This is a genomic window from Pigmentiphaga sp. MLSB6-MA01 (genome assembly GCF_058793475.1).
Window position 1 is genome coordinate 402,592 of the sequence record NZ_JBXAFV010000003.1, and the last position, 25,496, is coordinate 428,087.

A 25,496-nucleotide genomic window follows, 5' to 3' on the forward strand; every position below is an offset into this window, starting at 1 on the left:
GTCATTCCACCGTGATGTTGGCGGTGCGCACGACGCGCGACCACTTGTCGACTTCGTCCCGGATCAACGCGCCGAAGGCCTCGGGCGTTCCCATGCCCAGCTCGGCGCCGAGCGACGACAGCTTCTCGCGCACCTCGGACGACCGCAGGACGGTGGCGATGTCCGTGTTCAGGCGGGCAACGGTGTCCTTGGGAAGCCCGGCCGGCCCGAGGAAACCGAACCAGGCAGTCACGTCGTAGCCCCCGACGCCGCTCTCGCTCAAGGTCGGCACATCGGGCAGCGAGGCATGCCGCTGCGCCGTGCTGACGCCCAGCATCGTCAGCTTGCCGCTCTTGATGTATGCGTCCACGGCCGGGCCGCCGGTGAAGAGCACCGATACCCGGCCGGCCAGCAGGTCGGCCAGCGCCGGTCCGTTCCCTTTGTAGGGAACGTGCGTCAGCTTCACGCCCGCCAGGCTGTTGAACAATTCGCCGCACAGATGAGGCATGGAGCCGTTGCCCGCCGACGCGAAATTGATCTGCCCGGGCTGGGATTTCGCCCTGTCGATCAAATCGCCCACGGACCGCAGCGTCTGGCCGGCATTGGCCACCATGACCATGGGGTAGGTGCCGATCAACCCGATGGGCGTGAAATCTTTCAGGGTGTCATAGGGCAGCCTGGACCGCAGGCTCGGGTTGACGGTGAAGTCCGGCGTCGCCAGCATGATGGTGTAGCCGTCGGCCGGCGACCGCGCCAGTGCTTCCGTGCCGATGATGGTTCCACCACCGCCCCGGTTGTCCACCACGACGGGCTGGCCCGTGATCTCCGCCAGCTTGGCGCCGACTACCCTGGCAACCGCGTCGGTGGTGCCGCCGGGCGCGAAAGGAACGATCAGACGGATGGGCTGGGACGGATAAGACGGGGCAGCCGCCAATGGCTGCGACACGCTCGCAATCACCGCTGTCAGCGGGCAGAGAATCCACTGCTTCATTGCTTGTCTCCTGGTCTTTTTTTGCCGGACCGGACCGGCGTGGCGGTCCGGCTCCGACCTTCCCTGCGACCGTCGTCAGGCGGTTTGCAGCACCGCCTCGGTCCCGAGCAGTTCGGCAAGCGCCTGTTCGGCGGCCCGGCGCTGCGCAGCCGAGGCCGGCGTCAGCGGCGCACGGGGGTTGCCGACCGGCACCCCTTGCAGCGACATGGTGTATTTGGTGACAGCAAGCCGGTTGTCGCCGGAGATGGCGTTCCACATCCGCAGCAGCCTGGTATGAAGTTCGAGGGCGCGCTTGTGGTCGCCGGCCTTCACGAGATTCCACAGTTCCACGCAGGGACCGGGAACCGCGGACAGGATCTGGGAAATGGCGCCGTGCGCGTCCAGCGCGAAAGTCGGATAGAGCAAGGCATCGATGGCCGCGTAGATGCGCTGGTGCGGCTCGCAACGCAGGATCAGGTCCGCCATGGACTTGAGATCGCTGGCGCTCTGCTTCACGCCGAATACCCCGGGCACCTCCCGCATCATCCGGACCATCAGGTCCACCGAGAGATAGTTCCACGGAATGACGTTGTAGATGATGATGGGGATGCCCACCGCATCGTAGATGGTCCGGTAATGGCGGATCATCGCATCGTCGTCGTTCTTGTAGATGTAGTGCACCGGCGTGATCTGCAGGGCGGAGACACCCAGGTCGGCAACGGCCTTCGCCTTCTCGATCGCCTGGCGCGTGCTGTTGACGATGATGCCCGCCACGACCGGCACGCTGCCATCCGCCTCGTCGCAGGTCACGCCCACGATCCGGCGCAACTCATCCGTCGACAGCGTATTGCCCTCGCCCGCGCTTCCGCCGGGGACCAGGCCGTGTACGCCCTTGGACAGCATGTAGCGCACTTCCTGGCGCAGCACGCTTTCGACGATGTCTTCGTTGTCATCGAGCGGGGTGAGCAAGGGAGGCAGGATGCCGGTGATGTCGGCGGGCGCGAAAATCTTCGTCGATGTCATGATGCGTTCTCTTCAAGGTAACGGCGGGAAAATGGAGACACGCGGCCGTCCGGTCACGGCTCCGATAATGGGAAACTCTGCGTGATGTTCACAAACATGAACGACACGTTTTTACTTGTGAACATCCTAAAGTGAGTTTGGATTTCGCGCAAGAGGTGGGCGCCTCGCTTGGAATCAGCCGGTGGAATTCCGCCGCGACTCGGGCCTGCCGGCCCATTGCGTGGATTTGCTCCACGCCCGCGAGCTTGAAGATGACGATCCGAGGCGGCGGAGAAGCCGCGCCTCGGATGCAGGAGTCAGCAGCCGGACGCCCTAGGGGCGCTCGATCTTCTGCACGACCTGGTCGAGGAAATCGCCGTCGGACTCGTTCGACAGCACCCGCACCGGCAGCCAATCGTGCGCGGGCGACAGCCAGACCTCGATCTTCTGGCCATCGTCGTGGTCGCGTTCGCGCTTCAGGTGCACGGTCTCGATGCTGCCCATGGGCGTGGACAGCTTGTCGCGGCCCACCACCCGGAAACGCCAGTTGTCCGACTGGCTGGAGCCCGCCACGCGGAAGGGCACGACCTTGCCGTCGGCGAAGGCGCCGCTGTCGGCGCGGCCGATGGACGCCAATTGCAGCAGCACCGACATGCGGTCCTGCGTGCCGGGCTTGAGCGGCTCCTCGTTGCCGCTGGGCAGGCGCAGGCGGCCCGCGGCGGCGTCGAACTCGGCCGTCTTGACGCGCTTGTTGCGCGTTTCCTGGTAGCGCACGGGTTGCAGGCCATCGGCGCCCACCTTGCCTGTGCTTTCCCAGACGAAGCTGAAAAAGAGGAAACTGCCGCGGTTGACCAGCCGATAATCGCTACCGTTGCGCTGCCATTCCAGCGTACTGTCCACATTGATCTTGAAACCCTTGGCCGAGGCATTGAGCTTGTAGGTCAGCACGGCGGAGGCAGGCGGCGAATAGCGTTCGGCCGCGTGCAGGGCGGGCGCCGCGGCGGCCAGCGCCAGGACCGCGCAAGCGCGGGCGAAATGTCGGCGGGAGGAACGGGAGACGACGTGCATGGGAGGTCCGGACCACGCTTGGGCGGCCCTCGATACGATGATGCCTCTATCGTACCGGACGCGCGCGGCCAGGCTGTTAGCGACTGCTACGGGGCCGCGGCGGCCCCCGTCGGCATCGTGTTACTGTTCGGCATCTCGTCCCCCCATCGCATTCCTTCCACGCAGCCATGAAACTCGCTTCCTACCGCGACGGCTCGCGCGACGGCCAGTTGATCGTCGTTTCCCGCGACCTGCGCACCGCCCATTACGCCACCGAGATCGCGCCCACGCTGCAACGCGCGCTGGACGACTGGAACTTCATCGCGCCGCAATTGCAGGACCTGTACGATGCCCTGAATGCCGGACGCGCCACGCGGCCGTTCGAGTTCTCGGCCGGACAGTGCGCGGCGCCGCTGCCTCGCGCCTTCCAATGGGCCGACGGTTCGGCCTACGTCAATCACGTCGAGCTGGTGCGCAAGGCGCGCAATGCCGAAATGCCCGAGACGTTCTGGACCGATCCGCTGATCTACCAGGGCGGCAGCGACGACTTCCTCGGCCCTACCGACGACATCGTCTGCGGCGCGGAAGCCTTCGGCATCGACTTCGAAGGCGAAGTGGCGGTCATCACCGGCGACGTCGCCATGGGCGCCACGCCCGCCGAGGCGGCGGACGCCATCCGGCTCGTCATGCTGGCCAACGACGTCTCGCTGCGCAACCTGATTCCCAACGAGCTGGCCAAGGGCTTCGGCTTCTTCCAGAGCAAACCCGCCACCGCCTTCTCGCCCGTCGCCGTCACGCCCGACGAACTGGGCGCCGCCTGGCGCGACGGCATGGTGCACCTGCCGCTCACCGTGACCTGGAACGGCAAGGTCGTCGGCCGGCCGCACGCCGGCACCGACATGGTGTTCAGCTTCCCGCGCCTGATCTCCCATATCTGCAAGACGCGCAATTGCCGCGCGGGCAGCATCGTGGGGTCGGGCACCGTATCGAACAAGGATGCGTCGGTCGGCTATGCCTGCATCGCCGAGAAGCGCTGCCTGGAAGTCATCGCCGACGGCTCGGCCTCCACCGACTTCATGAAATTCGGCGACACTATACGCATCGAGATGTTCGACGACGCGGGCGCCAGCCTGTTCGGCGCCATCGACCAGGCCGTCGCCACGCCCCAGCAACAGCAATAGCGCCTTCCCCCGCGAGGAAACCGCCATGGCCTCCCACAACGCCGGCCCCACCAACCCTTTCGGCATTCCGGGCCTCCAGCTTCCCGGCAGCGATGGCAACATCGCCAACCCGGTATTGCAAAGCATGGAAATGCTGCGCCAGGTCTGGGGCAGCCTGGGCGCCCTGCCACAGGCCGCGCCGATCTCTCCCACGATGGGCCTCGATGACCTGGACCGGCGCATCAACGACCTGCGCGCCGTCGAGAACTGGCTGAACCTGAACCTGACCATGCTGCGCGGGACCATCCAGGGCCTGGAGGTGCAGCGCGCCACCATCTCCACCCTGCGTTCGTTCGCGCAGACCGCCGGCCAGGCCTACGGTGGCGGCAGCCCCGACGCGCCGCCTTCGCCGCTGGAAGTCGCGCTGGGACTGCGGCCCGCGCCGGCCAGGCCCGCCGCGAAGGCCACCACCAGGAACGAGCCGGATCCGGCCCCGAAGGCCGGGGAAGGCCAGGGGCCCGAGGCCTCGGCCAAGCCGGCCGAGGCACTGGCCGCGAACCCCTGGTGGAACATGCTGCAGGACCAGTTCAACCGCATGGCGACCGCCGCGGCCGCGTCCATGCCCACGCCACCCGCGACCGGGACCCAGGCGGGCAAGGGCACGCCGGCCGCCGCGCCCAAGCCAGCGGCCAAACCCGCCGCCAGACGCGCCGCCACGGCATCCCGGGCCCGCAAGCCCAAGGCCCAGCCATGATCCGGCCCGCCCGGCCGACCGCAGCCGCCGCCCGCCCCATGGGCGGGACGCCGCGCGGCGGCGGCAGGGCGGTGCCGTGAGTTCGCGGTTCCCCTGGGCCCACGCCACGCATCCCGACTGGCGCATGTCGGCGTCGCTGTGCCTGGCGCAGATCGAACGGGCCAGCCGCGTCGGCGCGGGCGCCGGGGCGACGCTGGGCTTTCTTTACCTGACCGACCACCACGCCGACGAGGCCGCCGACATCCTGGCCTTCCTGCGCGAGCGCACGGGCGTCACGCACTGGACCGGCGCGATCGGCGTGGGCATCGCGGCCGGCACCGCCGAATACATCGACGAACCCGCCATGGCACTGATGCTGGCGGATTTCGCACCCGATGATTTCCAGGTCTTCTCGGGGGCGACCCCGCCGCCCGAGCGGCTGGCGCGCACGCCCGACGGCCGCCGCGCCGCCTGGACCGCGCTCGTCCATGCCGACGCCGCCACCCCCGACCTGCCCGACCTGATCCATGACATGCGCGGCAAGCTGGCCGGGGCGACCGTCTTCGGCGGCGTCTCCAGCAGCCGCCACCCACAGACCACCATCGCCGACAGCGTCCTGTCCGGTGGCCTGTCAGGCGTGGTGCTGTCCGAGAACGTCGCCGTCGCCAGCCGGGTCAGCCAGAGCTGCCAGCCCATCGGACCGGTCCACCGCATCACCGAGTCCACCGGCCGCCGGCTCAACCGCCTGGACGGCGCCCCCGCGCTGGACGTGCTGCTGCGCGACATGGGGGCGCCGGACGTACTCCAGCGGCGCGCCACGCCGGCCGGCGCCTCCCCTTCCGCCTCGGCGGTGCAGATGCTGCAGGGCACCTTCGTCGGCATGGGCAACGGCGATGCCTTCATACACGGCGACTATCAGGTGCGGCCGCTGATCGGCGTCGACCCGCACGAGCGCGCGCTGGCCCTGGGCACCGACCTGGAAGCGGCCGACCACGTCGTGTTCTGCCGCCGCGACCGCGCCGCCGCGCAGGCCGACCTGATCCGCGCCTGCACTTCGCTGCGCGAGCAGATCGAGTCCGAACACGGCGGCATGGATCGCGTGCGCGGCGCGCTCTACATATCCTGCCTGGGCCGCACCGGCACCTTGTTCGGCGGCCCCTCGGCCGAGATGCAGCTCGTCCAGCAGCAACTGGGCGACCTGCCGCTGATCGGCCTGTACGCCAACGGCGAGATCTTCAAAGACCGGCTATATTGGTATGCAGGCGTGCTGGCCGTCTTCCTCTGACGGCGCACCCGCCGGGAGCCGCATCATGAAGCCATCCCATTTCCCCCGCGCGGCCGCCGCGCCGCATCCGCTGCGCCGTGCCGGCGTCCTGCTGGCCGCCGTGCTGCTGGCGGCAGCGGCGATGGCCGCGATGCCACGCGCCGCCCGGGCCGATACGCCGGCCGCACCCGCCGGCGCCTGCCCCGCCCTGCTGGACGTGACCTTCCCCAAGCTCCAGGACGAATCCCCGCAGAACCTGTGCCAATACCGGGGCAAGGTGCTGCTGGTGGTCAACACCGCCAGCTATTGCGGCTACACCTACCAATACGAAGGCCTGGAGCGCGTCTACGCCAAATACCGCGATCGTGGACTGGTGGTACTCGCATTCCCCTCCAACGACTTCGCGCAGGAAACCGGCTCCAAGGAGCAGATCGCGGACCTGTGCTTCAACACCTACGGCGTCAAGTTTCCGATCTTCTCGAAATCGGTGGTGTCGGGCAAGGACGCCAACCCGCTGTTCGCCTCGCTGGCCAGGGCGACCGGCCAGCAACCCAAGTGGAACTTCCACAAGTATCTCGTGGGCCGCGACGGCAAGCCCGTCGCCGCCTTCCCCAGCGCCGTCGAACCCACCGACGCCCGCATGACCCGCGAGATCGAGAAACTGCTGGCGGGTTGACCGCGGCCCGGGCCGCTACGACCCCGCGCCCTGCTCGGCCAGCGCCAGGCAATCCTCGGCCAGCCGGCGCAGCCGCTCGCGCGCCTTGTCGCGCTGGGCCGGCGTGGCCATGTTGAAAAGATCGGCGGTCAACTGCGCGCGGGCCCGTTCGCCCTCTTCGTGGCGCGCCCGCACCGGCGCCGCGGACGGCGCCTCCAGGTCCGAGAAGAACGCCCGCAGCCGCGAGGCGGTCTGCGGCGGCGACTTGCCCTGGACCGCTTCGTCCACGATCCCGACGAATACCCGCTGCCGGTCCTGCCGCAGCGACAGGCGCCACGCCGCATCCGTGCCGCGCACCTCCACCCAATGCTCGATGTGGGCGCGCTGCCCGGGAGACAGCCGCCCCAGCCAGAACTGGTAGCGGTCCACCAACTGGTCGATGCGGCGCTTGCGCAGGGCACCCGCGTCCGCCTCCACGTAGTCCTCGCGGAACTCGTCGTTGTTCTCGGCCAGGCGCGCCAGCAGCCGCCGGCGCTGCGCGGGACCGAACTGGACCAGCACCTCGGCGAACTCGTCGGCCACCCGGCCGCCCAGTACCTGCAGACGGCCTGTCACCTGTTGTTGCAAAGCCAGCAATTCGGATGCGCCGAGCGGCGCCGGGTCGGCCAGCCTGCGCTCGGCCGAGCGCAGAATATGGGCATAGCGCGGCAGTTCCTCCTGCCGGTGCCAGGCCAGCACCCGGTGCAGGCGGTCGCGGGCCGGCTGGCGCAGCCCGTCGGACAGGTCGAACCAGTCGTCCATGCGCCAGGCCAGTACTTTGTCCGCGCTGTTGTAGCCCAGCCTGACGCCGCTGCACGCGGCCAAGAGGCCCAGGATGACAACGATCAATACACTTCTGATCATATATTCGTCTCGAAGCTGCCTTAAACTGCCACGCTTTCACCCATCTCCAAGCGGAGTAGTGCTGCAAATGCTGAACATCGTGATCCTGGCCGCCGGCATGGGCAAGCGCATGAAGTCCGACCTGCCCAAGGTACTACATGGACTGGCGGGCCGCCCCATGCTGACCCACGTGCTCGGCGCCGCGCGGGCGCTGGCCCCCTCCCGCATCGTCCTGGTGGTCGGCCATGGCGCCGACACGGTCAAGCGCCATTACGAACAGGACACGGACCTCGGATTCGTTTTACAACAACCGCAGTTGGGCACGGGGCACGCCGTGCAACAGGCGGTACCGGAGCTGGCGGGCGGCGACGCGCCCGGCGACGTCACCCTGGTCCTGTACGGCGACGTGCCGCTGGTGGACAGCGACACCCTGAAGCGGCTGCTGGACGCCCAGGCCTCGCGGCCCGGCGCGGTGGCCGTGCTGACGGTGGAACTGGACGACGCCACCGGCTACGGACGCATCGTGCGCAACGGCGCCGGCGCCATCGACCGGGTGGTCGAACACAAGGACGCCTCGCCCGAAGAACGGGCCATACGCGAGGTCAACACCGGCATCCTGGCCGCGCCCACCGCCGCGCTCAAGCGCTGGCTGGCCGCGCTGAAGAACGACAACGCCCAAGGTGAATACTACCTGACCGACATCATCGCGATGGCGGTGGCCGACGGCACGCCGGTGCTGTCCGCCGCCCCCGGCCACGACAGGGAGACGCTGGGCGTGAACAGCCGGGTGCAGCAGGCCGAACTGGAACGCATCTACCAGCGTGCCCAGGCCGAACGCCAGCTGGAAGCCGGCGTCACGCTGGCCGACCCCGCCCGCTTCGACGTGCGCGGCAGCCTCCACTGCGGCCGCGACGTCTTCATCGACGTGGGCTGCGTCTTCGAAGGCAGCGTGGAGCTGGCCGACTGCGTGTCCGTGGGCCCGAACTGCGTGCTGCGCGACGTGCGCGTCGGCGCGGGCACCCGCGTGGCGGCCTTCAGCCACCTGGACGGCGCCACCGTGGGCGCCGATGCCCGTATCGGCCCCTACGCGCGGCTGCGCCCCGGCACGCAGCTGGGCGACCAGACCCACGTGGGCAACTTCGTCGAGATCAAGAACAGCAGCTTCGATACCGGCTCCAAGGCCAACCACCTCAGCTACGTCGGCGACGCGACCGTGGGCGCGCGGGTGAACATCGGCGCGGGCACCATCACCTGCAACTACGACGGCGTCAACAAGTCGCGCACCGTCATCGAGGACGATGTCTTCATCGGCTCGGACACCCAACTGGTCGCTCCCGTCACGGTGGGCCGCGGCGCCACGCTGGGCGCCGGAACCACGCTGACCAAGGACGCGCCCGCGGACAAGCTGACGTTGACCCGCGCGCCGCAGACCACGGTGGAAGGCTGGAAGCGGCCGGTGAAGAAGAAGTAAGGCCGGAAGGCGGCGCGTGCGCGCCGCCGGCTTTCAGATCGCGACCCGCGTATCGAACTTGCTCCGGTGCACCGAGAAGAACGTGCGCACGTTGCGCACGTTCCCCTGGGCCGTGAACGCCCGATGCGCCAGCGCATGGTAGGCGGCCATGTCGGGGACCTGCACCACCAGCACGAAATCCGGTCCGGTCGAGACCCGGTAGCACTGGGTCACGGCGGTCTCGCGCGCCATGGCGGCCTCGAATTCGGCCAGGCGCTCGGCCGCCTGCACGTCCAGCGTGATCTCGACGATGCCGGTCAGGCCCGCGCCCACCTTCTCGGGCGACACGATGGCCACCTGCTTCTCGATCACACCCTGCTCGATCAACCGCCGGACGCGGCGCAGGCAGGTCGGCGCCGACACGTGCACGCGCGCGGCCAGTTCCTGGTTGGTCAGCGTCGCATCGTTCTGCAAAACCGACAGAATGCGCCGATCGACGTCATCGAGATCCACGGCCACGCTCATAGGCAGGTCAATAAGTGAAATTTTCAACAACTATCATAGTAATTTTTTAAGAAAAATTCTTCCACTCTTCAGAAAGAAATTTTCAGCAAAAAATACCTAAAAATAGTAATTACATTTCCCCCTGAAAAGACCAGAATTGCGCCGGACCCGTTCATCAAGGACACAAGCATCATGTGTGGCATCGTCGGCGCCGTCGCCCAACGCGACATCGTTCCCGTTCTGATCGAAGGCCTGAAGCGCCTGGAATACCGCGGTTATGACTCCTGCGGCGTAGCCGTCCACCTCGAGGGCGAACTGCGGCGCACCCGCAGCACCTCGCGCGTGGCCGAACTCGAATCGCTGATCGCGGGCGAAAAGGTGACCGGTTTCACCGGCATCGCCCATACCCGCTGGGCCACCCACGGCGCCCCGGCCACCAACAACGCGCACCCGCACTTCTCGGCCGACCGCAACGGCCGCAGCCGCGTCGCGCTGGTGCACAACGGCATCATCGAGAACTACGAGGAACTGCGCGCCGAGCTGCAAGGCTACGGCTACGAGTTCGAAAGCCAGACCGACACCGAGGTCATCGCCCACCTGCTCAACCACCTGTACGACGGCGACCTGTTCGCCGCCATGCAGCAGACCGTCAAGCGACTCCAGGGCGCCTACGCCATCGCCGCGTTCTGCCGCGATGAACCGCATCGCGTGGTCGGCGCCCGCCACGGCTCGCCGCTCATCGTCGGCCTGGGCGAAAACGAGAACTTCCTCGCCTCCGACGCGCTGGCCCTGGCCGGCACGACCGGCAACATCATCTACCTGGAAGACGGCGACGTCGTCGACCTGCAGCTCGCCCGCGTCTGGATCGTCGACGAAAACGGCCAGCCGGTCGAGCGGCCGGCCCGCGCCGTGATCGCGCATACCGCGGCGGCCGACCTCGGCCCCTACCGGCACTACATGCAGAAGGAAATCTTCGAGCAGCCGCGCGCCATCGGCGACACCCTGCAGGACATCGAGACCATCGCGCCCGAATTGTTCGGCGAATCCGCCGCCGGCGTCTTCGACCAGATCGACTCGGTGCTGATCCTGGCCTGCGGCACCAGCTACTACGCCGGCCTGACCGCCAAGTACTGGATCGAGGCCATCGCCCAGGTCCCGGTCGCCGTCGAGATCGCCAGCGAGTACCGCTACCGCACCAGCGTGCCGAACCCGCGCAGCCTGGTCGTCACCATCTCGCAGTCGGGCGAGACCGCCGACACCCTGGCCGCGCTCAAGCATGCGCAGCAACAGGGCATGAAGCACACCCTGACCATCTGCAACGTGGCCACCAGCGCCATGGTGCGCGAATGCACGCTGAACTTCCTGACCCGCGCCGGCGTGGAAATCGGCGTGGCTTCGACCAAGGCCTTCACCACCCAGCTCGTGGGCCTGTTCCTGCTGGCGCTGGCGCTGGCCAAGAGCAAGGGCCGCCTGACCACGGAACAGGAAGCCGACCACATCCGCTCGCTGCGCCACCTGCCGGTCGCCATCCAGGCCGTGCTGGCCCTGGAGCCGCAGATCATCTCGTGGGCCGAGGAGTTCGTGCGCAAGGAAAACGCCCTGTTCCTGGGCCGCGGCATGCACTACCCGATCGCGCTCGAGGGCGCGCTCAAGCTCAAGGAAATCAGCTACATCCACGCCGAGGCCTATCCGGCCGGCGAACTCAAGCACGGCCCGCTGGCCCTGGTCACCGACCAGATGCCCGTGATCACCGTGGCGCCGCAGGATGCGCTGCTCAAGAAGCTGCAATCGAACATGCAGGAAGTGCGCGCCCGCGGCGGCCACCTGTACGTGTTCGCCGACGCCGGCAGCAACATCCGCTCGGAAACCGGCGTGCACGTGATCCGCATGCCCGAGCACTACGGCTGGCTCTCGCCCATCCTGCACGTGGTGCCCATGCAGTTGCTGGCCTATCACACGGCGTGCGCGCGCGGCACCGACGTGGACAAGCCGCGCAACCTGGCCAAGAGCGTGACGGTGGAGTGAGTCCGGCGAGAAAGGGTGACTGGAGCAAATAAAGTTCGTCGGAGTCTGAGCGAAGAGAGGGGGCCGTCGGCCCCCTACTTTTTGGGTAGGGGCGCGTGTGAAGGGGCCATAGTGGAGGGCATGCGGGACGGCTGCTTTTCGGCCTGAGCTGTCGCTGGTCTCAATCCCCGTCATGGTCTGCTATCTCCCCTGAAGCGGAAGCGCAGATGATTGGCAGCCCTGCCATTGAGCCGTGAGCAAACGCTGAAGCCGTGGAACTGGCAACCCTTGAGTGGGTGGCCTGGTTCAACCATCACCGATTGCTCGCGCCGATTGGCTGCATGCCACCGGCTGAAGCTGAGTCAAACTATTACCGGAGTCAAACCAGTCAGGCTGTAAGGGCCTGACGTAAACAAAATGACCTCCGCGAAACCCGGGGCGATGCAGGGTGAGTATAGTGGCAGCTCGCGCTGAACAGTCGCACGCCAGATCAAGGAGGAAGCCATGACGCAGTCTGCCGAAATAGACGCCGTGCAGCTCCGTGCAGACATCAAAAAAGCTATGGTCGAGCGCCTTGAATGGTTCGATGCTCGGTACGAAATCGCCAACATGTTCGCCTTCCGGCCGGACAGCGAGCGCGTCTACCTCGGCGACAAGGCCAAGCAGGTTTGCCGCTACTGCGGGCGGGCCGCGCCGGAGGTCAAGTTCAAGAAGCTCGCCCATGCCATTCCGGACCAAGTGGGCAACGACTGGCTTTTCGATTACGAGGAGTGCGACACCTGCAATGGGGACTTCGCCAAGCGGATCGAAGACGACTTCGGCAAGTGGACGCTGCCTTGGCGGAGCTTGGGCCGCATCAAGGGTAAGGAAGGCGTCCCCTCCATCAAGTCCAACGATAAGAAGTTCCGTATCGACGCTACTGTCGCCTCTACGCCGACCGAGACGGGCTCGGGCGCTGTGCGCCATGGCCTCAAGATACTCATGGGAGCCAACGATGTCCGCCACCAGCTCGACGAAGCGACCAAGACCGTCAAACTCACGCTCGACCGGCCAGCCTACGTGCCAATGGGCGCCTTCAAATGCTTGGTGAAAATGGCAATTGCGGTGATGCCTCCCGACGTGGAGCATCGGTGCGCCCACTTGAAGAAGTGGATTCTTCTGCCAACCCACACGTTTGAGAGCTATCCCTACCGGCCGCTCCGCATCCTCTACCAATTCGCGCCAGGCCCAGTGCCCAACGACCGGGTAGCCTGCTGGTTGCTACGGCGCAAGCTGGGGAGCCCCGACGATTGCCTCTACATTCAGTTCATCTTGCAGCTCAGCAATCACGTCTTCCAAATCGCGCTGCCCATGCACATTGAAGATCGCAAGCAGCTCGAGGTGGGAAAGTTCACCACAGCCCTGTGGCCGAACACCTGGGCGGATGTCGAGCATCAACTGCGATACGGCAGGACCGGCCACAAAGACTTCGACATGAGTGGGACCGAGCTCGTTCGCGGCGAGTCCACTTTCATGACTTTCAGCTACGACCAGCTCATCGACCAACCCGACATCGTGGCGGTGCCGGACGCAGAGCCCGAAGCTGACTGAGCGGAAGGAGACTCCATGGCATTCGACTGGGTAGCCATACGCGCCGAAATGATCAAGGTCTACGGCCGAACGATGCGGCTAAGGTGACGCCCTTACCCCGTCGTTCCACCATATCCGCTCAGACCTTGCGCGAAGGCGCGGAGCTGTTGCGGGGTAGCCCTCTTTGAATACCCCCGCGCGATCTATGCCGAACCGGGCGGCTGGTTTGGTCGGACTGGCCCTTGCAGCACCGACTGACTTTGTTTGTCGGTGTGAAACTTGAGACGACAAACTGACTACGTCCGACAGACTTTCGAGTGCGGCCTAACGTCTTATGGATCAATGGCTTGACCGCGGCGCTCTCGACCGACTTTATTTTCTCCAGTCAAGGGCGCGTTATAATCCACGCATGTCGCGTGCAAGCCGGAGATGTCCTCTCAGGATCACGGTAGTGCTGCTCATCATGGCGGCACAGCTCTTGATCCCGCTATTGCATGGCCATCTTGGAACACCGAAACAAGCTGGCCTGCACGTGCACCCCCTCCCATCGAGACTGGTTGATTCTCATTTCCAGTCACGACAGCCCGTCGGGGTTCCGCATGCCGATGCCCATCAGGATGCGGAGCCCTTCGAGATAGACGTACAAACCGCCCTGCAGCCCCTGGACTTCCCGCTCCTGCCCCCACTGGCCATCGTCGGCCTGGCGCTGCTGACCCTTGGCATGCTGGCGGCGCGCCTGTACAGGCTGTACCTGCTCCCCCCTCGCCGCCCTTCGGAACATCTGGGCGTCCGATGTCGGGACCTCCTCATCCGTCCCTCGCCCGCCCAGGCCCCTCCCCGGTTTTCCTGACTCGCTCGTCCTAACAAGACCTGGACCGCTCGTGCCTGCGCCCGTCCCCGCAGGCCATCCGGTCGCATTTGGAGCCAGGAATGCTCATTGCTCGATTGTTGCTGACCGGCGCGCTCACGCTGCCGGCTCCCGCCATTGCCGCCGACGCGCCGGCGGTGGATTTTTCCCCGGAACAGGCCCGCACGCTGGGCGTGCGCTTCGAAACCATCGCCGCCGCGCCTCGCCTGGAAGTAACCACCCACGCTCGCGTGATACTCCGGTCCGACGCCCAGGCCGTGGTAGCGGCCCCCTACCCGGGGGCGGTGCCGCGCGTGCTGGTGGCGATCGGCCAGACCGTGCGCAGCGGCCAGCCGCTGGCAAGCTTCACCAGCCCGCAGCTATACGAAGCGCGCCGGGCGCTTTCCGAGGCCGAATCCCAGGCACGCTTGGCACGCCAGGCGCTGACCCGCGACCAAGTCCTTCTCGAGGACGGCATCATCGCCACCAGCCGCTGGGAAGCGACCCAGGCCCGCGCGGCCGAGGCGGCCGCCATGTTGCAAGCCAGGCGCGCCGAATTGTCTGCCAGCGGTGTCGCGCTGATCGACGGTGAAACACGATTGCTGGCTCCCCGCGCGGGCATCGTGGCCGACGTCCATGTCCTTCCCGGGACGCGTGTGGACGCTCTCGCCCCTCTGATACGGATTGCCGACACGTCGGCCCTGGAGCTCGACATGTTGATAGGCCGCGACGTTCCGCTGCCAGCGATCGGAGATCGCGTGGAAGTGCCCATGCGCGGCGCGGCCGGCCTTGTGGCGGGGGTGGCTCCCGTGGGCGACGGTTCCGCCGGTATGCGAATACGCATCGGCCTGCAACAGCCCGGCGACCTGCGCGTGGGAGAAAGCGTCACCGCCGTGCTGACATTCGCGAGCAACGTCCAGACCGAAAGACGGGTGCGCGTGCCGGCGGCCGCGGTGGCGCACTGGCAGGGAAGGTCCGGCGTGTTCACAGAGGCCATGGGGCGGGTGCGGTTCCAACCCATGGCGATCGATGCGAGCGACGACGTCACTGCGGTACTGCGTGGGACGCTGCCTGCCGACACACGCATAGCCGTTTCCGGCATTGCCGCCCTCAAGGGCTTGATGGCGGGAAATCGATGATGCTGGCACGTCTGATCGATTTCTCGCTGCGGCAACGCACGCTGGTGCTCCTGGCTGCCTGTGCCCTGGCCATCGCGGGCGCATGGGCCTACGTCAATCTTCCCATCGACGCCTTTCCCGATATCTCTCCCACCCAGGTCAAGGTCATCCTGAAGGTCCCCGGGATGACGCCCGAGGAGGTGGAGCAGCGTGTGTCCACACCCATCGAACAGGAACTGCTGGGCCTGCCCAACAAGACCATGGTGCGATCGGTTTCCAAGTACGGCATCAGCGACGTCACGGTGGACTTTGCCGAAGGCACGGATGTGTATTGGGCACGCCAGCAGGTATCCGAGCGCCTGGCCGGAATCGCGCGCGACCTGCCCGATACGGCCCAAGGAGGACTGGCCCCCATCACCACGCCGCTGGGCGAGATGTTCATGTTCACCATCGAGGGCGAGGCCTATTCCCTGGCGGAACGCCGGCGAGTCCTGGATTGGGTGATACGTCCTGCGTTGCGAACCGTGCCCGGCGTGGCCGACGTGAATCCCTTGGGTGGCGTAGTGCGCAGCTACGAGGTCGTTCCGGACCCGGACCGCCTGCGCGTCCGCGAGGTGACGCTGGACCAGTTGCGCCACGCGCTCGAGACCAACAACCGGAACGACGGGGCCGGCCGGCTGGACCAGGGCGAAGAACACTGGGTGGTGCGTCTGGAGGGGGGCGCGCGCGGGCTGGAAGACCTGCGGGCCATCGTCATCGAACCCGCTTCCAACCACACCGGGCAAGCGGCCGTGACCGTCGGCGACGTTGCGACGGTGCTGATGGGGGAAACCACCCGCAATGGCGCGGTCAGCCGGGATGGACGCGGCGAGACCGTGGAAGGACTGGTACTCGGCCTGAGGGGCGTGGATTCCCGTGGCCTGGTCCGGGACGTGGAGGCCAAGCTGGGCGAACTGGCGCCACGACTGCCTGAAGGCATGCACGTCGAAGTGTTCTACAAACGTGGCGACCTCGTCTCGCGCGCCGCGGGCACCGTGACACGCGCGTTGCTCGAAGCCTGCGTGCTCGTGATCGTCATGCTCTATCTGTTCCTGGGGGGTGTGCGCGCGGCGCTGGTCGTCGCCGCGACGCTGCCGCTCGCCATACTCGCCACGTTCCTGCTCATGCACTATGCCGGCCTGACGGCCAACCTCATGAGCCTGGGAGGACTCGCCATCGCACTGGGCATGCTGGTGGACGCGGCCGTGGTAGTGGTCGAGAACGTGGAGACCGCGCTGGCCAATCCCGTCCACGGCGGCACCTCGGACAGGCTGACGCTGATCGGGGCCGCCGTCTCCGCCATCTCCGTACCCATGTTGGCGGGCGTATGCATCATCGCCATCGTGTTCCTGCCCCTGCTCACGCTGCAGGGCCTGGAAGGCAAGCTGTTCGCGCCTGTAGCCATCACGATCGTCATGGCCCTCATGTCATCCGCCCTGATTGCATTGACCGTGGTACCGGCCCTGGCATCGCTGCTTCTGCAGGCTCACGATGCCCGTCCCCCATGGCTGATGCGCCACCTGGCACACGGTTTCGCGCGCCTGCAGGGCTGGAGCCTGGCCCACCGTCGAACGGTCTACGCCGCCGTGTTGCTAGCACTGGCAGGAGCGGCATTTCTGTATGTCGCGGCGGGCAAGACCTTCATGCCCACCATGGACGAAGGCGACCTGATCGTGCAATTGCAGAAAGCCCCGTCCATTTCGCTGCAAACGTCACTGGACATGGATCTGCGCGTGCAACGCGCGCTGCTGGAGCAGGTCCCCGAGATCCGCTCGATCGTATCCCGGCTCGGCTCGGACGAACTTGGACTGGACCCCATGGGGCTCAATGAAAGCGACGCGTTCCTCGTCCTCAATCCCAGCAACACGTGGCGAGGCAGCAAGAATGACATCGCCGATGACATACGGCGGATCATGGCGAGTTTTCCCGGTCTGATCTATGGCTTCACCCAGCCGATAGAAATGCGCGTCTCGGAGATGCTGACCGGCACCCGAGGCGACGTTGCGATCAAGATCTTCGGCTCGGATCGGGTCGCGATTGCCGCGGCGGCACAAACCATCGCCGCCCGCATGCGCGATGTTCCTGGCTCGGCGGAAATCATTGCTCCGGCCAATAGCGGCGTCCAGTACCTCAAGATGACACTGGATCGAGCAGCACTCGGCCAGTCAGGCATAAGCGGAGATGCTCTCCAGGCACAACTACGCATGCTGGTGGAGGGGGAACGCGTAGGCATCATTCCCGAGGGAGTCGTGCGGACGCCGCTCATACTTCGTGGCGGCGAAGCGCTGCGGCGATCCCCACAAAGACTGGCCAGTCTGCTGATCACCGCGCCCGATGGCAAGACGTGGCCGCTGACCTCGCTGGCACGCCTCGAGCCCCAGGACGGTCCCGTTCGGATCGACCACGAAAATGGCATGCGATTCACCGTGGTGCAGGTCAACGTGGAAGGACGGGACCTGACGGGCTTCGTGCGCGATGCGCAGGCCGCCGTGGCCGCCGAGGCCAGCCTGCCAAAAGACCTGCATATCGTATGGGGAGGCGAGTTCCAGAACCAACAACGTGCCGCGGCCCGTCTTGCGGTTGTGGTGCCAGCCGCCCTGGCCGCCATCTTCATCCTGCTTACGCTCACCTTCCGCTCGGCAAGACAGGCGCTGCTGGTCATTGTCAACATTCCGCTCGCTCTGGTGGGTGGCATCGCCGCGCTGCACGTGGCCGGCGAATATCTGTCGGTGCCAGCATCCGTCGGATTCATCGCGCTGCTTGGCATCGCCGTACTCAATGGCGTAGTGCTGGTATCGCACTTCAACACCCTGACCGCCGCCGGCGTGCCATTGGCCCAGGCCGTCCGCCAGGGGGTGCGAGACCGCTTGCGCCCGGTGCTGATGACGGCCTGCATCACGGCGCTGGGCATGGTGCCGTTGTTGCTGGCCACCGGCCCCGGCTCCGAAATCCAACGGCCATTGGCCGTGGTCGTGGCTGGCGGCCTGGTCAGCTCCACCGCATTGACTTTGCTGCTGCTGCCACTGTTGTTCGAGCGCTTCGGTGTGGCGCGTCCCTCAGGAGAGTCCGTATGAAGAACCGATCCGTTCGTTGGACCGCAATGCTCCTGCTGGCCGGCTCCACGCACGCCCATGCCATCGAATATCCCGACTACCTGCCCGCTGAATCGGCCGTTCGACTGGTTGTCTCGCAGGCGCCCGAGGTACAGGCGGCGCAAGCTCGCGAGCGGGGCGCCGAGGCACGGGCCACGGGATTGCGAGCCGGCGCTCGGGAAACGGTGATCCGAGCCACCGGACAACGCCGCTCGACTCGCGAGGGTACGGCAGAACGCTATGTCGAAGGCCAGATCTCGATCGAACGACCGCTGCGCCTGTGGGGCAAAGCCGAAGCCGATGCCCGCCTGGCCGACGCCACGTCGGCCACCGGCCGCGTCGCCGCCCGGGATTCGCGCCACGAAGTTGCACGGGAGATACTGCGGGCATGGTTTGCCGCGCTTGGCACGACACAGGCTCGCCTGGCCATCCAGGATGGCGCCCGGGCCGCGGCCGAATTGGCCGATGTCGTCACACGCCGGGAGCGTGCCGGCGACGCCGCGCGACTCGATAGCGAGCTTGCGATCGCCGAACAAGCGCGCATGCAGGCGGCGCTTGCCATCGCAACGGCCTCGGAGAATGCCGCGCTCGCGGAACTGCAAGCCCGCTTCCCCGGGCTGGGCACACCTGGAACCTCCCGCATGATCCTGCCGGATCTTCCCGATGAAAGTCTCGAGCGGCTACGCAGCCGCTTCATCGAGCAAAGCCATGCCTACCTGCTCGCGCGAGCCGAAGAAGGCCTGGCCCTGGAGCAGGCCCGCCGGGCGGATCTGGAGCGGCGCCCCGACCCGTCCATCGGCGTGTTCGCGGCCAGCGAACGCGGCGGTGCCGAGCGTATCGCCGGCATCAGCATCAGCCTGCCGCTGGGTTCAACGCATCGTGGGGCTCAGGCGGCTGCCGCGGTAGCCGACGCGAGTGCGGCCCTGTCTCTGCGATTGGCGGTGGAACGACGCCTGGGTGCGGAATTCGACGTACTCTGGAACCAGCTCACCGGCAGGCGCGCAGCCGCCGGGGCACAGGCCGAGGCAGTGGCTCTGCAGCGCCACGCCACCGAACGCGCGTTACGGGCCTGGCGCGCGGGTGAATCCGGGCTGTCCGAACTGCTGATCACCCGCCGGGCCTTGGCGGACGCCACGCTGGCCGAACACACGGCACGTATCGACGCACTGGAAAGCGCCAGCCGCCTGCGACTGGACACGCACCAGCTCTGGGACTTCGATGATTGACATGACGCCGTGCCACCTCGAACTCCTATTCCTGGCGGATCGGCGCTCCTGTGGAGCGGTTGTGTAGACGGGATCAGGCTGGGCGGCCAGTGACGGTTGCCAATACGGCACGCGCCTCGTCGGCGTTCGCCCCCCGCCAGGCGACGATCTGGTCGGGCCGGATGAGGACCAGCGGCGCTTCGTACAACGCGCGCAGCGCCGGGGACGCCAGCCGGACGGGTTTCAGGTCGATGGCCAGTTGGCGCGCGGCGGCCTCGAAACCGGCGTGCGATACCTCGTCTTCGCCCAGCACCAGCAGCGTCCACTCGCGATGGAACAGGTCGAACAGCGAACGGCCGTCCTCCAGCCACATGTGCGGCGGGCGGCCGCCGGGACTGGCGGTGGGAACGTACTGGTTGGGCTCGTCCGGCGGCGGCGCCGCGCCGTCGCCCGCGATGATGGGCGAGCCGTCGTAGCGGCCGCCGAACGTGACGCCCGGGATGTTGAACTCCAGCCGCGCATGCTCATCCAGATGATGCGCGGCCGACGCGCGTTCGGCCGCGCCTTGCGGCGTGTCCGCTTCCAGCACGGCCCGGGCCTGGAACAGGCCCACCGAATCGGCGAAGCGCCGGGCGAAACCGGTGTTGCGTTCGGCCAGCGGCCTGCGCTCGGCCTCGTAGCTGTCCAGCAGCGACGGCGGCGCCTGGCCTTTGAGCACGCTGGCGACCTTCCAGGCCAGGTTCACCGCATCCTCGACCGCCGTGTTGTAGCCCAGGCCGCCGGTGGGCGTGAACAAGTGCGCCGCGTCGCCGGCGATGAACACGCGGCCGCTGCGCAAGCGCCGCGCGACCAGCGCGTGCCCGGCCAGCCAGGTGCCCATGGACAGGATCTCCATCGGCACCTCGCCCCCCACGGCTTCGGCGAAGATGCGGCGCGCGTCCGCTTCGGTCCAGCTTTCCGGGTTCTCTCCGGGGTGGACCGCCGCATGGAAGGCGAACTCGGCCACGCCGTCCACCGACGCCATGAATGCGCGCCGCTGGTGGTTGACCGCGACATACATCCAGGCCTTGGGGTGCGGCAGCCTGGACAGGAGCTCCGGCGAACGCAGGTAGATGGCGAACATCTTGCCGCCCATGAACTCGCGCTGGATGCCGGTCACGCCGTCCCACTCTATGCCCAGTCGTCCCCGGACGAAGCTGCGCGCGCCATCGGCGCCCACCAGGAACCGGGCTTTCACCTCCACGGGCTCGCCGCCGTCGACCGGCCGCACCAGCGCGACGACGCCATCGTCCTCCTCGCGGAATTCCCTCAACGCCCATCCGTAGCGCAGGTCGATCGACGGCCAGGCCTGCGCATGCCGCCGCAGCGCCGCCTCGACGAACTTCTGCGACACGCGGTGCGGCAGTTCGGCCGCGCTCCAGGAACCCGTCATCGTCCTGATACGCACCGCGGCCTCGGCGGCGGTAGGCAGCTTGATGCGCGCGAGCTCATGGCCCGCATAGCGCGTGAAGTACGCGATATCGGTGGGATGGTCGGCCGGCAGCCCCAGCGCCCGGATCTCGTGCGCGAAACCCAGGCGGCGGAAATGCTCCATGGTGCGGGCCTGGGTGGCATTGGCCTGCGGGTTGAACGCCGTGCCGGGCTTGGCGTCCACGATCAGGCAGCGCACGCCGCGCGGCCCCAGTTCGTTGGCCAGCATCAGCCCGCACGGGCCGCCCCCCGCGACCAGTACGTCGACGTCGAGCCGGGTCGCCGCCCTGACAGTAGACTGTGCGTCGTCAAGCATCGTATGTTTCCTTCTCTAGCTGGCCTGATTCGATATTTATTTAGGTTACCAAAGTAAATTGCCACGCACAATCAAGTTCGATCCCGTGAAAACCCTCGACAGCGACGCCTACCTCTGGCGCACCCACAACCCCGGCCGCGTGCTCAACAGCGCCTTGCGCCGTTTCGAACAGCGCGTCATGGACCTGATGGCCGAGGCGGGACATGCCGAGACGCGCCGCTGGCACGTGAACCTGACGCGCCACCTGGACCTGGAGGGCACGCGCATCACCGACCTGGCCCGGCGCTCGGCCATGACCAACGCGGCGATGAACGAATTGATCGGACAGTGCGAGGAACTGGGCCTGGTGGAACGCGTGGCCGATCCGACGGACAAGCGGGCCCGCATCGTGCGTTTCACGCCCGCGGGGCTGGCGTGGCTGGATGATTTCGGACGGGCCGTGGCGGTGGCCCAGGAAGAGATGGTCCAGGAAGTCGGCAACCGCAGCCTGTCGGTGCTGTTGAAGGACCTGGCCGCCTACGCCGCGTCGGTCGATTGAAGGGAAGCCGGCCGGCTTCCCTTCCCTACTTCAGATCCTCGTCCAGCCCCAGCAGCTTGAGCGCGCGTGGAAACCAGTCCGGTCCTGTAGAACATCGACCGCGACGGCGACGTCGACATCTTCAAGATTCCCATCCCCTTCCTGCACGAAATGGCCGGCGGCAACGAGCTGCGCAGCGGCCTGCCCTTCGACGTGGTGCCGAGCGAAGTCCACAAGCTGCCCATGCCGGCCCACAGCGAGATCGTGCGGGAAGGCGAGATGTATCCGGACGACACGCTGCCCGAGGGACCGTTCGGCGAATTCACGGACTACTACGCCGGCGGGCCCGTGGCGTCACGGACCCGCCGGCGCCTCCTTCACCGCCTCGAAGCGCATCAGCGTGCGGGTGCGCGCCCGCGCATGATCCACCACGGGCAGCGGATAGTCCCGCCCCAGCCTCAGGCCGCACGCCTCGGCATCCACCGGCCGCATCGCGGCAGGGAAATGAATGAAGCGGCCGGGAACACGCGCCAGTTCGGGCACGTAGCGCCGGATGAAGCTCCCATCGGGATCGAACCTCTGCGACTGGGTGACCGGATTGAAGATACGGAACCACGGCTGCGCGTCGCAGCCCGTCGAAGCCGCCCATTGCCAGCCGCCGTTGTTGGCCGCCAGGTCGTAGTCGTTCAGGTGCGCGGCGAAGTGCCGCTCGCCCCGGCGCCAATCTATGCCCAGGTCCTTGGTCAGGAAGGAGGCCACCACCATGCGCAGGCGATTGTGCATGTATCCGGTCTGGTGCAGTTGGCGCATCGCGGCATCCACCAGCGGGTAGCCCGTACTGGCCTCGCACCAGGCTTGCCAGAGTTCGGGCGCGTCGTCCCAGGACAGGCGGTCGAAGGCCGGCTTGAAGCAGCCTTGCACCACGCGCGGGTGGTGCCACAGGATCATCTGGTAGAACTCGCGCCAGACCAGCTCCGACAGCCAGGTTTGCGCCCCCTCGCCGCCGTGGCGGCTCGCCAGCGCGGCCAATTGGCGGATGGACACGGTGCCGAAGCGCAGGTGCGTGGACAGGTACGAGACGCCCTTGCGCGCGGGATAGTCCCGCGCCTCGTAATAGCGCGCCAGGCGGTGCTCGAAATCCCGCAGCAGCTCGCGGCCGCCCCGCATGCCGGTGGGCAGCGCCAGCGCGGAAAGATTGGTGGGCAGGAAGCCCAGCGCCTCCAGCGTGGGCGGATGTTCGCCCGGTGGCTTGGGCGCCAGGCGCGCGGCATGGCGCTCGACCGGATAGGATTTGAGCTGGAAGTCGTCGGCCCGTTGCAGCCAGGCGCGCTTGTAGGGCGTGAACACGCTGTAGGGCTGGCCCTGCTGCGTCAGCAGTTCGTCCCTGTCCAGCACCACCTGGTCCTTGTAGTCGCTGAAGGCGATGCCGCAGTCCGCCAGCTCCCGCGCCACCCGCTGGTCGCGCGCGATCGCGTCGGGCTCGTAGTCGCGATTGGCCAGGACCTCCCGTACGCCCAGCTCCCGCGCCAGCCGGACGATGCACGCCGCCGCGCCGCCGCCGTGGCGGACGATCAGGCCGCTTCCCGCCGCCCCCGCCTCGCGCGCGATGCGGTCCAGCGCCTGGTCCAGCTCCAGCACGCTGGCGTGGATGAATTCCACGCGACGGTCGGCGCGGGCAGGCAGGACATCGAGGATGTCGGTATCGAAGACGAAGGCGCAATACACCTTCCCGTGGCGTATCAGGGCCTGGTGCAGCGCGGCGTGGTCGAAACTGCGCAGGTCGCGCCGGAACCACACCAGGGCGGCCCCGGTCCGCGCCTCATTCGTCATGGGCGGCGACCCGCTTTTTCCGCGGCGCGGCGGCCTGCGTTCCGGCTTCGGCCTCGCGCCGGGGCGCGCGGGCGCGCTGCCGCTCCACACGTTCAGACACGCGGCGCGACAACTCCCGGGTGGACGGGATGCGCAGGCTGCGCGCCTCGGCCTTTTCCTCGTCCTCGGCCAGGTTGGCGATGATGCCCAGGAGCACCTTGCGCGCCACGTCTATCTGGTCTTCGGTCAGCCCGCCGATACCGATCCGGTTGACCTCCTCGGCCAGCGGGATCAGCTTGCGCTCGAGCGCGCGCCCCCGGTCCGTCAGGTACACGTACATGTTCTTCTTGTTGCCGGGCAGGTGCTTGCGCTCGACGTAGCCAAGCGCTTCCATGGCCTTGAGCGCACTGTAGGTGGTGGGTTCCATCACCCCCGCCTCGTCGCTCAGCTCGCGCTGGGTCAGGCCGTCCCGCTCCCACAGGATACGCAGGAAAGCCCAGTGTCCGAACGAGACGTGATGCTCGTTCAACCTCATCTGCAACGCGCGGACGAAGGCGCGCGTGGCGTCCTTGACGAGATGGGCCAGGCGATCGTTGGGCGCCGCGCTCTGCCAATGCTCCAGGATCTTGCGGGTGTCTTCGGCGGAACTCATGGTCTTCCGGGGGCTGTACTCGGGCAGATGATACCCGTCCGGTGGCACGGGAACGGGGGCTTGAAAAATACTTAGAGCTTTAATATTATTCTTATAGCTCTAATAAAACCAGCGTGGCCGGATCGCCGGTGCCGGTTTACGAGCAGACACGCGCCAGGCACAAGGCGCGAATCCACCCTAGGAGACCTCCATGCCCCATTCCGCCCCCCGCCTCGCCCGAGACACCGCCACGGCGGCCGCGCGCCTGGGCCTGGCCGCGCTGCTGGCCTGTGCGCCGGCGCTGGCCAAGGCCGACGACGCGGCCGACTACCCCTCGCGCCCGGTCCGCTTCGTCGTGCCTTACGCCACCGGCGGCCTGCCCGATACGGTGGCCCGCATCATCGGCCAACGCCTGACCGAGCACCTGGGCAGATCCTTCGTGGTCGAGAACAAGCCCGGCGCCAACGGCGTGGTGGCCGCGCAGACACTGATGGGCAGCCCGCACGATGGCTATACCTTCCTGGTGACCGACGGCTCGATGATGTCGATCAACCCGTCGCTGTACAAAGACCTCGCCTACGACCCCAAGCGCGACTTCGTGCCTGTGTCGCTGGTAGCCACCTCGCCGCTGTTCATCGCCGCCCGGCCCGACTTCCCCGCCAACACGCTGCAGGAATTCGTCGAGCTGGCCAAGAAGAGTCCCACGGGCATCACCTATGGTTCCTCGGGCGTGGGCAGCAGCCACCACCTGACGATGGAAGCCCTGAAAAGCGCGCTGAACCTGCGCCTGGACCACGTGCCGTTCCGGGGTTCGGGCCAGGCCGTGCCCGCGCTGGTGGGCAAGCAGGTAGACCTGGTGGTGGCCGCGCTGCCCTCGCTGGCGGGTTTCGCGCAGAAGGGACAGGCCAAGATCCTGGCCACGAATTCCCTCAAGCGCTCGACCCTGGCGCCCAACGTTCCGGCCATCTCCGAGATCGTTCCCGATTTCAACTTCGCGGTCACCGTGGGGGTGCTGGCGCCCACCGGCACGCCCCAGGCCATCGTGCAGAAGCTCAGCGCCGAGATCGCCAAGGTGGTCAAGCAGCCCGAGGTCATCAAGCAATTGCAGGGGCTGGGCATCGAACCCGTGGGCGGAACGCCGTCCGAGTACACGCAAGCCATCGATGAGGAAGCCCGCCGCTATGCCGGCCCGATCAAGGCCGCGGGCATCAAGCCAGAGAATTGAAGGAGAAG

21 protein-coding genes and 2 pseudogenes are annotated in these 25,496 nt (G+C 67.1%); 14 read left to right on the forward strand and 9 right to left on the reverse strand.

The window, feature by feature from the left end:
• Nucleotide 1: 1 nt before the first annotated feature.
• The 3 genes from AC1Q6E_RS07495 to AC1Q6E_RS07505 all read right to left on the reverse strand — a co-directional run bounded on the left by AC1Q6E_RS07495 (nucleotide 2) and on the right by AC1Q6E_RS07505 (nucleotide 3,019).
• Nucleotides 2–970: a tripartite tricarboxylate transporter substrate binding protein gene (locus tag AC1Q6E_RS07495; protein ID WP_152797968.1), complete on the reverse strand. Its 969-nt coding sequence runs from the start codon at nucleotides 968–970 to the stop codon at nucleotides 2–4.
• 75 nt (nucleotides 971–1,045) lie between these two features.
• Complete coding sequence (locus tag AC1Q6E_RS07500) at nucleotides 1,046–1,972, reverse strand: dihydrodipicolinate synthase family protein (RefSeq protein ID WP_152797967.1); 927 nt, start codon at nucleotides 1,970–1,972, stop codon at nucleotides 1,046–1,048.
• Nucleotides 1,973–2,284: 312 nt separating this feature from the next.
• Complete coding sequence (locus AC1Q6E_RS07505) at nucleotides 2,285–3,019, reverse strand: DUF3108 domain-containing protein (protein WP_152797966.1); 735 nt, start codon at nucleotides 3,017–3,019, stop codon at nucleotides 2,285–2,287.
• Between the two features lie 167 nt (nucleotides 3,020–3,186).
• Here AC1Q6E_RS07505 and AC1Q6E_RS07510 point away from each other — a divergent pair, with 167 nt between their 5' ends.
• The 4 genes from AC1Q6E_RS07510 (at nucleotide 3,187) to AC1Q6E_RS07525 (ending at nucleotide 6,831) form a co-directional block, all read left to right on the forward strand.
• Complete coding sequence (locus AC1Q6E_RS07510) at nucleotides 3,187–4,179, forward strand: fumarylacetoacetate hydrolase family protein (RefSeq protein WP_152797965.1); 993 nt, start codon at nucleotides 3,187–3,189, stop codon at nucleotides 4,177–4,179.
• Between the two features lie 25 nt (nucleotides 4,180–4,204).
• A complete protein-coding gene (locus tag AC1Q6E_RS07515) occupies nucleotides 4,205–4,912 on the forward strand; it encodes a PhaM family polyhydroxyalkanoate granule multifunctional regulatory protein (protein WP_152797964.1) in 708 nt (235 codons plus the stop codon).
• 76 nt (nucleotides 4,913–4,988) lie between these two features.
• Entirely contained in the window at nucleotides 4,989–6,176 is a 1,188-nt protein-coding gene (locus AC1Q6E_RS07520) for an FIST signal transduction protein (protein ID WP_152797963.1), read from the forward strand.
• Nucleotides 6,177–6,201: 25 nt separating this feature from the next.
• Nucleotides 6,202–6,831, forward strand: coding sequence for a thioredoxin domain-containing protein (locus AC1Q6E_RS07525; RefSeq protein ID WP_152797962.1), 630 nt, complete (start codon nucleotides 6,202–6,204; stop codon nucleotides 6,829–6,831).
• A gap of 15 nt (nucleotides 6,832–6,846) precedes the next feature.
• Here AC1Q6E_RS07525 and AC1Q6E_RS07530 read toward each other — a convergent pair whose 3' ends face one another.
• Nucleotides 6,847–7,713: a DUF6279 family lipoprotein gene (locus AC1Q6E_RS07530; protein ID WP_492572488.1), complete on the reverse strand. Its 867-nt coding sequence runs from the start codon at nucleotides 7,711–7,713 to the stop codon at nucleotides 6,847–6,849.
• A 67-nt stretch (nucleotides 7,714–7,780) separates the two neighbouring features.
• On the opposite strand from AC1Q6E_RS07530, the gene glmU reads away from it, so the two are divergent.
• Nucleotides 7,781–9,163, forward strand: coding sequence for a bifunctional UDP-N-acetylglucosamine diphosphorylase/glucosamine-1-phosphate N-acetyltransferase GlmU (glmU, locus tag AC1Q6E_RS07535; RefSeq protein ID WP_492572489.1), 1,383 nt, complete (start codon nucleotides 7,781–7,783; stop codon nucleotides 9,161–9,163).
• 33 nt (nucleotides 9,164–9,196) lie between these two features.
• Here glmU and AC1Q6E_RS07540 read toward each other — a convergent pair whose 3' ends face one another.
• Entirely contained in the window at nucleotides 9,197–9,667 is a 471-nt protein-coding gene (locus AC1Q6E_RS07540) for an Lrp/AsnC family transcriptional regulator (RefSeq protein WP_152797959.1), read from the reverse strand.
• Between the two features lie 171 nt (nucleotides 9,668–9,838).
• On the opposite strand from AC1Q6E_RS07540, the gene glmS reads away from it, so the two are divergent.
• The 3 genes and pseudogenes from glmS (at nucleotide 9,839) to AC1Q6E_RS07555 (ending at nucleotide 13,240) form a co-directional block, all read left to right on the forward strand.
• Nucleotides 9,839–11,671: a glutamine--fructose-6-phosphate transaminase (isomerizing) gene (glmS, locus tag AC1Q6E_RS07545; RefSeq protein WP_152797958.1), complete on the forward strand. Its 1,833-nt coding sequence runs from the start codon at nucleotides 9,839–9,841 to the stop codon at nucleotides 11,669–11,671.
• Between the two features lie 245 nt (nucleotides 11,672–11,916).
• Nucleotides 11,917–12,057 (forward strand): annotated as a pseudogene (locus AC1Q6E_RS07550) (IS3 family transposase); the annotation flags it as partial.
• 97 nt (nucleotides 12,058–12,154) lie between these two features.
• The gene (locus AC1Q6E_RS07555) at nucleotides 12,155–13,240 is read left to right on the forward strand and encodes an HNH endonuclease (RefSeq protein ID WP_492572490.1); all 1,086 of its coding nucleotides are present in this window, start codon (nucleotides 12,155–12,157) and stop codon (nucleotides 13,238–13,240) included.
• A gap of 553 nt (nucleotides 13,241–13,793) precedes the next feature.
• On the opposite strand, the gene AC1Q6E_RS07560 is transcribed toward AC1Q6E_RS07555, so the two are convergent.
• Nucleotides 13,794–14,000: a hypothetical protein gene (locus AC1Q6E_RS07560; protein WP_492572491.1), complete on the reverse strand. Its 207-nt coding sequence runs from the start codon at nucleotides 13,998–14,000 to the stop codon at nucleotides 13,794–13,796.
• Nucleotides 14,001–14,149: 149 nt separating this feature from the next.
• Here AC1Q6E_RS07560 and AC1Q6E_RS07565 point away from each other — a divergent pair, with 149 nt between their 5' ends.
• Genes AC1Q6E_RS07565 through AC1Q6E_RS07575 form a run of 3 tightly spaced genes read left to right on the forward strand, consistent with a single transcriptional unit; the run spans nucleotide 14,150 to nucleotide 19,541 of the window.
• Entirely contained in the window at nucleotides 14,150–15,205 is a 1,056-nt protein-coding gene (locus AC1Q6E_RS07565; RefSeq protein WP_492572492.1) for an efflux RND transporter periplasmic adaptor subunit, read from the forward strand.
• Nucleotides 15,205–18,297, forward strand: coding sequence for an efflux RND transporter permease subunit (locus tag AC1Q6E_RS07570; protein WP_492572510.1), 3,093 nt, complete (start codon nucleotides 15,205–15,207; stop codon nucleotides 18,295–18,297). Before AC1Q6E_RS07565 ends, AC1Q6E_RS07570 begins: the two co-directional genes overlap by 1 nt.
• Nucleotides 18,294–19,541, forward strand: a complete 1,248-nt coding sequence (locus AC1Q6E_RS07575; protein ID WP_492572493.1) for a TolC family protein — start codon at nucleotides 18,294–18,296, stop codon at nucleotides 19,539–19,541. The genes AC1Q6E_RS07570 and AC1Q6E_RS07575 overlap by 4 nt, the downstream gene beginning before the upstream one ends.
• A gap of 73 nt (nucleotides 19,542–19,614) precedes the next feature.
• Here the strand turns inward: AC1Q6E_RS07575 and AC1Q6E_RS07580 are convergent, their stop codons facing one another.
• The gene (locus tag AC1Q6E_RS07580; RefSeq protein ID WP_492572494.1) at nucleotides 19,615–21,306 is read right to left on the reverse strand and encodes an FAD-dependent oxidoreductase; all 1,692 of its coding nucleotides are present in this window, start codon (nucleotides 21,304–21,306) and stop codon (nucleotides 19,615–19,617) included.
• 85 nt (nucleotides 21,307–21,391) lie between these two features.
• Between AC1Q6E_RS07580 and AC1Q6E_RS07585 the strand changes: the two genes are divergently transcribed.
• Complete coding sequence (locus tag AC1Q6E_RS07585) at nucleotides 21,392–21,844, forward strand: MarR family winged helix-turn-helix transcriptional regulator (RefSeq protein WP_492572495.1); 453 nt, start codon at nucleotides 21,392–21,394, stop codon at nucleotides 21,842–21,844.
• 150 nt (nucleotides 21,845–21,994) lie between these two features.
• Nucleotides 21,995–22,153 (forward strand): annotated as a pseudogene (locus tag AC1Q6E_RS07590) (UbiD family decarboxylase domain-containing protein); the annotation flags it as partial.
• A 24-nt stretch (nucleotides 22,154–22,177) separates the two neighbouring features.
• On the opposite strand, the gene AC1Q6E_RS07595 reads toward AC1Q6E_RS07590, so the two are convergent.
• Together AC1Q6E_RS07595 and AC1Q6E_RS07600 are read right to left on the reverse strand one after the other, a co-directional pair.
• A complete protein-coding gene (locus AC1Q6E_RS07595; protein WP_492572496.1) occupies nucleotides 22,178–23,653 on the reverse strand; it encodes a cryptochrome/photolyase family protein in 1,476 nt (491 codons plus the stop codon).
• Nucleotides 23,643–24,284 (reverse strand): MarR family winged helix-turn-helix transcriptional regulator, encoded by a 642-nt coding sequence (locus AC1Q6E_RS07600; RefSeq protein WP_152797951.1) that lies wholly within the window; start codon nucleotides 24,282–24,284, stop codon nucleotides 23,643–23,645. The genes AC1Q6E_RS07595 and AC1Q6E_RS07600 overlap by 11 nt, the downstream gene beginning before the upstream one ends.
• A 190-nt stretch (nucleotides 24,285–24,474) precedes the next feature.
• Here AC1Q6E_RS07600 and AC1Q6E_RS07605 point away from each other — a divergent pair, with 190 nt between their 5' ends.
• A complete protein-coding gene (locus tag AC1Q6E_RS07605) occupies nucleotides 24,475–25,488 on the forward strand; it encodes a Bug family tripartite tricarboxylate transporter substrate binding protein (RefSeq protein ID WP_492572497.1) in 1,014 nt (337 codons plus the stop codon).
• Nucleotides 25,489–25,496: the final 8 nt, after the last annotated feature.